Origin of the sequence: Natrialba asiatica DSM 12278 (genome assembly GCF_000337555.1) — an archaeon.
GTDB lineage: Archaea > Halobacteriota > Halobacteria > Halobacteriales > Natrialbaceae > Natrialba > Natrialba asiatica.
Map to the genome: position 1 here is coordinate 138,817 of NZ_AOIO01000017.1, position 8,489 is coordinate 147,305.

The window sequence follows — 8,489 nt, forward strand, 5'->3', positions numbered from 1 at the left end:
GTATCGCTCGCCGTCGACTACGCCCCTATTGATAGTTCGTTTGGGAGGGCACCGTCTGCATCCTGCTGGGTGGCGGGACTATCGTTCGATTCGGGGCCGGTCGTAGTCGACTCGTCCGTCTCGCCGTTCTCTGACGGGACGTCGCCGGGTTGCGCTTCGACGGACTCCCCTTCGGTCTCGTCCGCGGCGTCCTCAGTCGCCGGGCCGTCTTGCTCGTCTTGCTCGTCCTGCTCATCCGGCGACTCATCGGCGGGCGACCCACCACCGTCGGTCTCCGGTGGCGTCTCCTCGGTCGGCTCGTCGGCTGGCGTTTCGTCGGGCGGAGCCGCGATTCCATCGATCGTCACCGACGCCTGTTCGTCCGCCGTCGCGACGGTGTGCGTCGATTCGCCCTCCGGAACCGTCGACGAGAACGTCAGCACCGTCGTTTCACCGGGCTCGAGTTCAGTGTCGGCTTCGGCGATCGGCGTCCCGTCGACGCTGTAGGTAACCGGCTGGCTACCCGGTTGATCACCCGTGTTCGTGATCGTCGCGGCGACGGTCACGTCCTGCCCGGCGACGAAGGACGACGATGCCGAGAGATCGTCGATACTGAACTCGGCGGGATCGGCCGACTCCGAGACAGTGACGGACGTCTCGGCGGTTTCGTTCTCGGTTGCGACCGTCGCCGTATACTCGCCGGGCTCGAGTTCACTCGTCTCCGCACTCAGCGAGACCGCTTCGGTGGCGGCAGGATCGAGTGCGACGGTCGTCGAATCGACGACCGTGCCGTCGAGTGCGAGTTCCACGTCCTGCTCGCCGGCTTCGCCGCCGACGTTCTCGACGAGCGCCTCGATCTCGAGTGGATCGCCTTGCTCGACCGGCGAGTTCGTCCCGTCGATTTCGACGGCGAACGCGGCGGGGTCGGTGGTCTCCCCGAGGATCTCCCCCGCCGTCGGCGTCTCGGCGATCAGCGGCTCCTCGTACCCGAAGTGAGCGAGGTCGAACTGCCAACCCAGCCGTTCGTCCTCGGCCGCGGGCGTCCACTCGACGGTGAACTCGTCCTCGCCGGGCTCGAGCGCGTCGACCGGTTCCTCGTCGGTCGTCCCGTCGACGAACTCGCTGATTCCCGGCAGCGCGACGTCGTTCGGATTCTCGGAACCGAACGTCACGTCGATGACGGGCGAATCCGGATCGTCGTCGCTGACGGTCGTCTCCTCGACGGCGATTGCGGGCTCCGCCGGCCGAACCTCCTCGTTGCACGCCTGCGCCTGCGGATTCGGATGGTCGATGCCGGCGAACGGAATCGCCTCCGGCGAGCTGATTCCGGAGATGTACGTCCCGAAGGTGCCGTACTCGGGCACGCCGACGGTGATGGTCTCGCCATCGAACTCGTCTTCCGCGCCGACCTCGAAGACGATCGTTCCCGTGAACGGTGCCTCGGTATCCTCGCCGATCCTGACGAAGTCCTCGATGATCGTGTTCCCGAACCCGCCGGCGGCGTAAAAGCCCGTGCTCGCGGCGATCCGATCGCCCTCCTCGAACGTCCCCGTCACCTCGGCCCGCGTGCAGTTTGCGAACTCGACCTGGAACGACTCGTCGACCGTGTACTCGAGCAGTTCCGTTTCCAGCGTCCGATTCTCCTCGACGGCGACGAGTGATACCTCGAGCAGCGAACTCGATTCGAGCGGCGTCTCGAGGTCGATCGTTTCGTTCTCGATCGCCTCGCCGGCGTCGAACGGGTCCGTCTCAGCGAGTTGCGTCCCGTTCTCGTCGGCGACCGTCAGCGCGTAGTCGACCGACGCGTTGGCCGCCTCGATCGTCAGCGACTCGCCGTCCCCGGTCTGGTCGCCGACGGACAGGACGGCGTCGGGATCGATCGGATCGTCGATCGTGAACTCGATCGTCTCGTTCGCGAGCGCCTCGTCGTCGTCCGCCGCTCGAACAGAGACTGCGATGGGGCCGTCCGCCGCGACCGGCGGCTCGAGTTCGAGTTCGAACGCCGAGACGGCGTCGCCCGCATCGATGATGTCGCTGTCGACGCGCTCGCCGTTGTAGGTGGCGCTCACGAAGTAGTCGACGGAGGCGTTCGCGTCGTCGACGAGCAGCGTCTCGCCGTCGCCGGTTTGGTCGCTCACAGAGAGGGAGGCCTCGCGCTCGTCGGGGGTCTCGGCCTCGTCGACGGTGACGAACGCCGTATCGAGTACCGGCGCACCGCCCTCGCTGACGTACGGCTCGTCGTCGCCGCCGGCTCGCTCGACGTAGCGGAACGTCTCGTCGTCGGTCGTATCGTGGTGGACGGCCGCGGTGAGCGCCCGATCGGCGTCGAGCGGCTCCTCGAGTTCGATTGCTACGTTTTCGTGGTCGCCGGGCTCGAGATATGATGAGACGCCGATCACGTCGTCGGGATCGAGGGTCGCGGTCGTCTCGTCGTAGATCGCGACGAAACCGCCCTCCGAGAGGGACACCGAGTCGATTTCGACGGTCTCGCCGGACGTGTTCTGGTTCGAGAACGAGATCGCGGCCGTGCCCTCGAGTTCGTCGATCTCTTCGATACGCTGGGTAACCTCGATTTCGACGTACTGGACGAGCCGAGTCTCGTCGTCGATCCCTTGCTGGACGGCGTAGCTCGTCGTCTCGGCTGCGGTCTCGGCGGTCAGCGTCTGGAGCTGCGCGAGGGAGAGCCGTTGGGACTGGAACTGGATCGCCCGTGCCGTCTCCTGACTCGCGCTCGCGGCTGCCACCTGTAGCTGGGTGACGGTCGCCTCCTGGTACTGGGTCAGTGCGCCCTGCGCACTCCCCGCGGCGAGGCGCTGGACCTGCGTAACGGTGACGACCTGCGTCTGAATCACGGCCCCCTCGCCGGCACCGCGGGCGACGGCCTGAATTTGCTCGATGTCGACGACCTGGTACTGGACCGCCGACTCCACCGCCCCCTTCGATGCACCCGTCGCCGCGGCTTGGATCTGCGTGATCGACACCTCCTGGTGCTGGACGAGCACGCCCTGCACACCGCCGTCAGCCGCCGCCTGAATCTGCTCGACGGTGGCTTCCTGGGACTGGGTAATCGCCCCGGTCGCCGCACCGCGTGTCGCCTCCTCGATCTTCGCCGTCGACAGGCGCTGGACCTGCTCGACGCGGATCGACTGCACCTGCTTGATCGCACCCGCACCTGCGCCCCGCGCTGCGGATTGGGTCTGCTCGACCGTTACCGATTGTCTCTGAACGAGCGCGCCCGCGGCCGCCCCCTTCGCCGCCGTCTGAATCTCCTTGATCGTCACCTGCTGGCGCTGTTCGGCCGCGACCCGCTGGTCCTGCTCGAGCGCCGTGTCCGTGCTCCCCTCGAGCGTCCCCGCCGCAGCACCCGCCGCTGCGCGCTGAACGTGCTCGACCGGTATCGCCTGGCGCTGTTCGGCGGTGAGTTGCTGGTACTGTGCCAGCGCTCCATAAGCAGCCCCCTGCGCCGCCTCCTGAACCATCGGCTGGTCGTCCACCTCGTGCTCGCCGGCCGAACTCGCGGCACCCGCCGCCGCTCCGTACGCTGTGACCTGGAGCTGCTCGACCGTCACGCGCTGTCCCTGGGCAATTGCTCCATGTGTCGCGCCCCAGGCCGCACTCTGCAACTGACTCGCAGTCGCCGTCCGGTGCTGTGCGAGCGCGCCGTCCGTCGCCCCGGCGATGGCGGCCTGAATCTGCGTCGTGTTCACTCGCTGTTCCTGAACGAGCGTCCCGTGTACTGCACCCGTCGTCGCCGCCTGTACCTGCTGCACGTCAGCTTCCTGGTGCCGTGTAGCGGTCGCGTTGGCAGCATCCATCGCAGCCGCGCGCTGTTCCTGTGTCACTTCGATACCCTGAGCCTGAACGAGTTCAACGCCGCGATCGACCCCCTCCTCGACGGCGGGTTCGCGCTCCTGGGTGAGGAGAGCCCGCTCTGGACGGGTGAGAGCCACCGCAGCGTTGACGCCACCGCCGGGATCTACCGCCGGCGAATCGAGCGCCGCGAGCGGTGCAGACAACGGTTCCGCTCCGCTTCCGTCGCCAGCAACGCCGGACGTCGAAGCGGAGGGCGAGGAGGCGGGCGCATCGCTGAACGCGGCATTCGACTCGTCGCTCTCGACGACGGGACGGTCGGTTCCGAGTAGTGCAACTGCGGCCGAACTCGTGACGAGCAGACCCGCGACGGCGATGACTGTGACCGTGATTGTGACTCGCGTGCTCACCCGCATCATCGCCGACCACCGCGATGCTGTTCGCCATTCCTGTCCTCTCGCCCGTCACACCGACTCCGGATCCGCTGCATCCCCGAGTTCCGCATCGATGGCCTGCTTGCATCGGCAGACAGTGGCACTGACAGCGTCAGTGGCCCTGAGAGCAATACGGTACCGAACTCGTGTCCGCACCCGCCACCCCATCGTGGCCACCGCGAATAACCGTCCCTCGAACTCGATCGCCGACAGGGGACGCCCCGTCGCGCGCTTCGAGCGTCGTACTGGCGTCGCCGTCTCGCTACGCGATTCCCCCCGATCTGCTGGTGTATGGTGCCAACCCACATCGTTTTCCACCACCCGACCGAATCCGCGCATAAGCCCGCCGGTCGTTTCAGCGGCCGCACTGACACAATCGCTTGTTACGCCGTGACAAGGGGAAAGGAAGGGGCGACTCGGCGGCGGACAACGCGAGTTCAGCGGCGGCTGATAATACTGACAAGTTACGTGGACGGTCACGAACTTCGACAGGAAGCGACCGCTTTCGGGACCACGCTGTCTCGTAGCAGGCGAGAGCGAGACTGTGAACGAGTGTGAATCGACTTCCGCTCCCAGAATCATCGCGGCCGGTACCCACCTCGGAAACCGAAGTTTTGATCACGGTTTACGAACGAGGCGGTGGCATGGAAACAGATCAGCGTGGAGTCGAACTCGTCGACGACGCCGTCGTGCATCGATTCGTTCACGCGGTGTTGCTCGCGACGCTTCTCGGTGCGGTTGCACCGGTTGCGATTCCGCTGCCGTTCTCGCCGGCTCCGATCACGCTGCAAGTTCTGTTCGTCTTCCTCGCCGGACTCGTTCTCGGACCAGTCTGGGGTGCGTTTTCGATGGTCCTCTATCTCACCGCCGGTGCCGTCGGGGTACCTGTCTTTGCCGGATTTAACGCCGGCCTCGGCGTTCTGTTCGGCCAGAGTGGCGGCTATCTCTGGTCGTACCCGTTCGCGGCGGCGCTTATCGGGCTCTTCGTTCATCGTGGAACCGACCGTCGAGACCCGGCGAACGCCTCGCTGCCTGTCGTCGTCACCGCACTCGTCGCCGCAACGATCCTCATCTACGGAATGGGGTCGGCGTACATGAGCCTGATACTGGAACTGAACGCCTGGGAGGCGATTACCGTCGGAGCACTGCCGTTCATCCCCGGTGAACTCTTAAAGATCGCCGCCGCGATCGCCATCGTCAGAAGCGGCCGCCTCTCGCCGAACCGAGTTCGATGATCGAGTTCAACTCCGTCGCGTACGGCTTCGATGACGTGCCGGTTCTCGAGGACCTCTCGCTGACGATCGAAACCGGCGAGTTCGTCGTTCTCGTCGGCCCGAACGGCAGCGGAAAGACGACCCTGCTGCGCCACTGCAACGGGCTGCTCACGCCCGACAGCGGCACCGTGCTGGTCGATGGCACGCCGGTCGACGAGGACCTGATCGCCGCCCGCTCGACCGTCGGTATGGTGTTTCAGCATCCGCGCGACCAGTTCGTCGCCGCGACAGTCGGTGCAGATGTGGCGTTCGGCCCGGAAAACCTCGGCCTCGATCGTTCGGCGATCGACAACCGCGTCACGGCCGCCCTCGAGGCGGTGAACATGGCCGACCGCGAGGACGACCGCATCGAAACCCTCTCGGGCGGCGAGCAGGCCCGCGTCGCCATCGCGGGCGCGCTCGCGATGAAACCACTATACCTCGTCCTCGACGAACCCTTCACCGGTCTCGATACGCCCGCCCGCCGCTCCGTTCGCTCGCGACTCGAATCGCTCTCCGACCGCGGGACGGGCATTCTGCTGGCGACACACGACCTGCGCGAGGTCCGCGACCTCGCCGACCGCGTGATCGGGATGCGAGACGGCCAGATCATCATCGACGATACGCCCGAACAGGCGTTCGCCGACTGCGCTGAACTCGCGATCCTGTGATCCGTCACGTTCGTCCAAAGTATGCTCACCTACGTTCCCGACGATACGCTCGCCCACCGGCTCGATCCGCGTTCGAAGCTCGCCGTCCAGCTCGGATTCGCCGCGGCCGCACTGACACACACCAGTCCGCGTGCAATTTTCGCACTCACTGGGCTCGCGATCGGGATACTAGCCGCTGCGAACGTCTCACCGACTCGGGCGGTCGTCGCCGCTCGCTACGCGCTCCTTATTCTGTCGCTGGCACCACTGCTCGCTGCCGTTACACTCGGTCCGCCCTGGATCGATACCGACGCCGGACTCACCACTGCACTCGCGAGCTATCGAGTGTTGCTCGTGCTCCTCGTCAGCACGGCTGCCGTCCGCTCGACGCGCGTCCGCGACTCTCGAGCCGCCATCCAGCGGACGATTCCCGGCCGTCCGGGCCACCTTCTCGGTATCGGCGTCGCGCTCCTCTTTCGATTCCTCCCCGTTCTTCGGACGGACATCCAAACGATTCGAGACGCTATGGCCGCCCGACTCGGCACTCAGCGACGCGCCCACGAACGAGCCGGAACGATCGCACTGCTCGGACTCTCTCGTGCGTTCGATCGAGCCGACCGCCTCTCGCTCGCCCTTCGAGCGCGCTGTTTCGCCTGGAACCCGACACTGCCCCCGCTCTCGTTCTCTCGCCCCGATATACCCGCATTACTCCTTGCGATCACACTGTTGTGCTCGACGCTACTGACAACTATTCCGTTGTAAGACGACCAGAAGGGGGGAGCGGCGAGCGCACGGCGACGTCCGCCGCGCTCGCAGGCCGCAACCCCAGCCGCGTGCTTGCTCACTGGATGGGGGGGATGGATTGACAAGCGGATGGGGGATGCCTCCAGACGAACTCGCCTGGATGGGCACTTGATTATTATTGGTGATTACTAATAACTGTTTGGCAGACGGCCGTCTGACGTTCCCGGTCCGGTGTCGAACGAATTGATTGGTCGGCTTGTGAATAGGACGGATTCTCTGTTCCCCGATACCTCTCCTGAATTCTTCAGCGCCGATTATGAACTCGACGCCTAGAACTCGGCGCTGAGTGCACGTATAGCGAATATGGACTAGCAGAATAAGCGACAGAGACAGTAACGGCTAGTGGTGTCTTGTACTCACGGACCAGTCACTGAGAAAGATTGTCAACAAGAAAGCTTATTACAGATCCTCTAAAATTCCCGGCTACCCCTACCCGGAGGCTGAGTGAACGCAGCATGCGATCGTGCCGGGCGGTCCGCTGCTGCTGAACCTGCCCCGGCGAATCGAACACCAACTACAAGACAACAATGACAAAGGAAACTACTTTCCGCGCAAAGGGACGTGCGCTGTTCCTGACCGCGATGATGGTCCTCTCGGTTGTCGCAATGACTGCATCCTTCGCGGGTGCAGCCGCTGCGGCAAACGTATCTGATGTCGAACAAGGACCTGTGGCCTACGAAGACGGGAACGGGGATGCACACCTCGAAGTCGTCTTCGCCGAGGCACACGGTCTCTCAAGCGGTGACGACATCGAAGTGCTGGATCGAGAAGGAAACGACATCNATGCACACCTCGAAGTCGTCTTCGCCGAGGCACACGGTCTCTCAAGCGGTGACGACATCGAAGTGCTGGATCGAGAAGGAAACGACATCTCCGACGGTATCGATGACGGCGCCAGTGATGGCGAGCGACTCGTCGTCGATCTCACCGAAAACCCGTCCGGCGAAGCGACCCTCGTTATCAATGAGGCAGACTTCAACGGTGAGGAATACGATGTCACGCTGACGTCGAACACGGTTGTTGATAGCACCGGTAGCGATATCGATGCATACTACGGTGAGACGATCGCCGTCCTCAACACGTCCGACACGGACGTTGGATACGAGGTCGGTGATGTAAACCGTGCAACTGGCAGTAACAGCCACGTTGCGACGTTCGACACGAGTGACTATGAAGGCGAAGACGAAGTCAACGTCACCTTCGATGGCACTGGTCATCAGGTGACCGCTGACCTCGCCGACCTCGGTCTGAACGTCGAAACGGACTCTGACTCCTACTGGGACTCCGACACTGTCGAAGCAACCGCCGAAGCAGCTGACTACGGCCTTGATGTCCAGTTCAGCCTGCTCGATGCGGAAGGCGATGTCGTCAATACGACGAACGAGACGCTCGACAGCAGCGGTGAAGTTGTCGGCGAGTTCAACCTCTCGAACGACGACGTTGACCACGAGAACCACACGATTGAAGTCGAAGAACTGTCAACGGGCGTGACTGCAGAGTCTGACGAGTTCTCCGTCGAAGAGACGCCTGAGGGCGACATCACGTTCCCGGACACGTTC

Annotated in this window: 5 protein-coding genes; 4 read left to right on the forward strand and 1 reads right to left on the reverse strand. The window is 64.3% G+C overall.

Annotation, left to right across the window (positions count from 1 at the left end; all coding sequences use genetic code 11):
- Positions 1-17: 17 nt before the first annotated feature.
- Entirely contained in the window at positions 18-4,208 is a 4,191-nt protein-coding gene (locus tag C481_RS05730; RefSeq protein WP_006108181.1) for a DUF7282 domain-containing protein, read from the reverse strand.
- Positions 4,209-4,867: 659 nt separating this feature from the next.
- On the opposite strand from C481_RS05730, the gene C481_RS05735 reads away from it, so the two are divergent.
- From C481_RS05735 to C481_RS05750, 4 genes are all read left to right on the forward strand, one after another.
- Complete coding sequence (locus C481_RS05735) at positions 4,868-5,458, forward strand: biotin transporter BioY (protein ID WP_006108183.1); 591 nt, start codon at positions 4,868-4,870, stop codon at positions 5,456-5,458.
- Positions 5,455-6,147 carry an energy-coupling factor ABC transporter ATP-binding protein gene (locus C481_RS05740; protein ID WP_006108184.1) on the forward strand — a complete coding sequence of 231 codons (693 nt, stop codon included), beginning with the start codon at positions 5,455-5,457 and terminating at the stop codon, positions 6,145-6,147. Before C481_RS05735 ends, C481_RS05740 begins: the two co-directional genes overlap by 4 nt.
- Before the next feature lie 21 nt (positions 6,148-6,168).
- Positions 6,169-6,888, forward strand: a complete 720-nt coding sequence (locus C481_RS05745; RefSeq protein ID WP_006108185.1) for an energy-coupling factor transporter transmembrane component T family protein — start codon at positions 6,169-6,171, stop codon at positions 6,886-6,888.
- Positions 6,889-7,457: 569 nt separating this feature from the next.
- Positions 7,458-8,489, forward strand: a 1,032-nt coding sequence (locus tag C481_RS05750) for a surface glycoprotein (RefSeq protein WP_193787833.1), incomplete at its 3' end; no start/stop codon positions are given.

Excerpts from the sequence above, each read along its gene's own strand:
- C481_RS05745 (WP_006108185.1), top strand. The coding sequence starts at position 6,169 with ATGCTCACCTACGTTCCCGACGATACGCTCGCCCACCGGCTCGATCCG.
- C481_RS05730 (WP_006108181.1), bottom strand. The coding sequence starts at position 4,208 with ATGATGCGGGTGAGCACGCGAGTCACAATCACGGTCACAGTCATCGCC.
- C481_RS05735 (WP_006108183.1), top strand. The coding sequence starts at position 4,868 with ATGGAAACAGATCAGCGTGGAGTCGAACTCGTCGACGACGCCGTCGTG.
- C481_RS05740 (WP_006108184.1), top strand. The coding sequence starts at position 5,455 with ATGATCGAGTTCAACTCCGTCGCGTACGGCTTCGATGACGTGCCGGTT.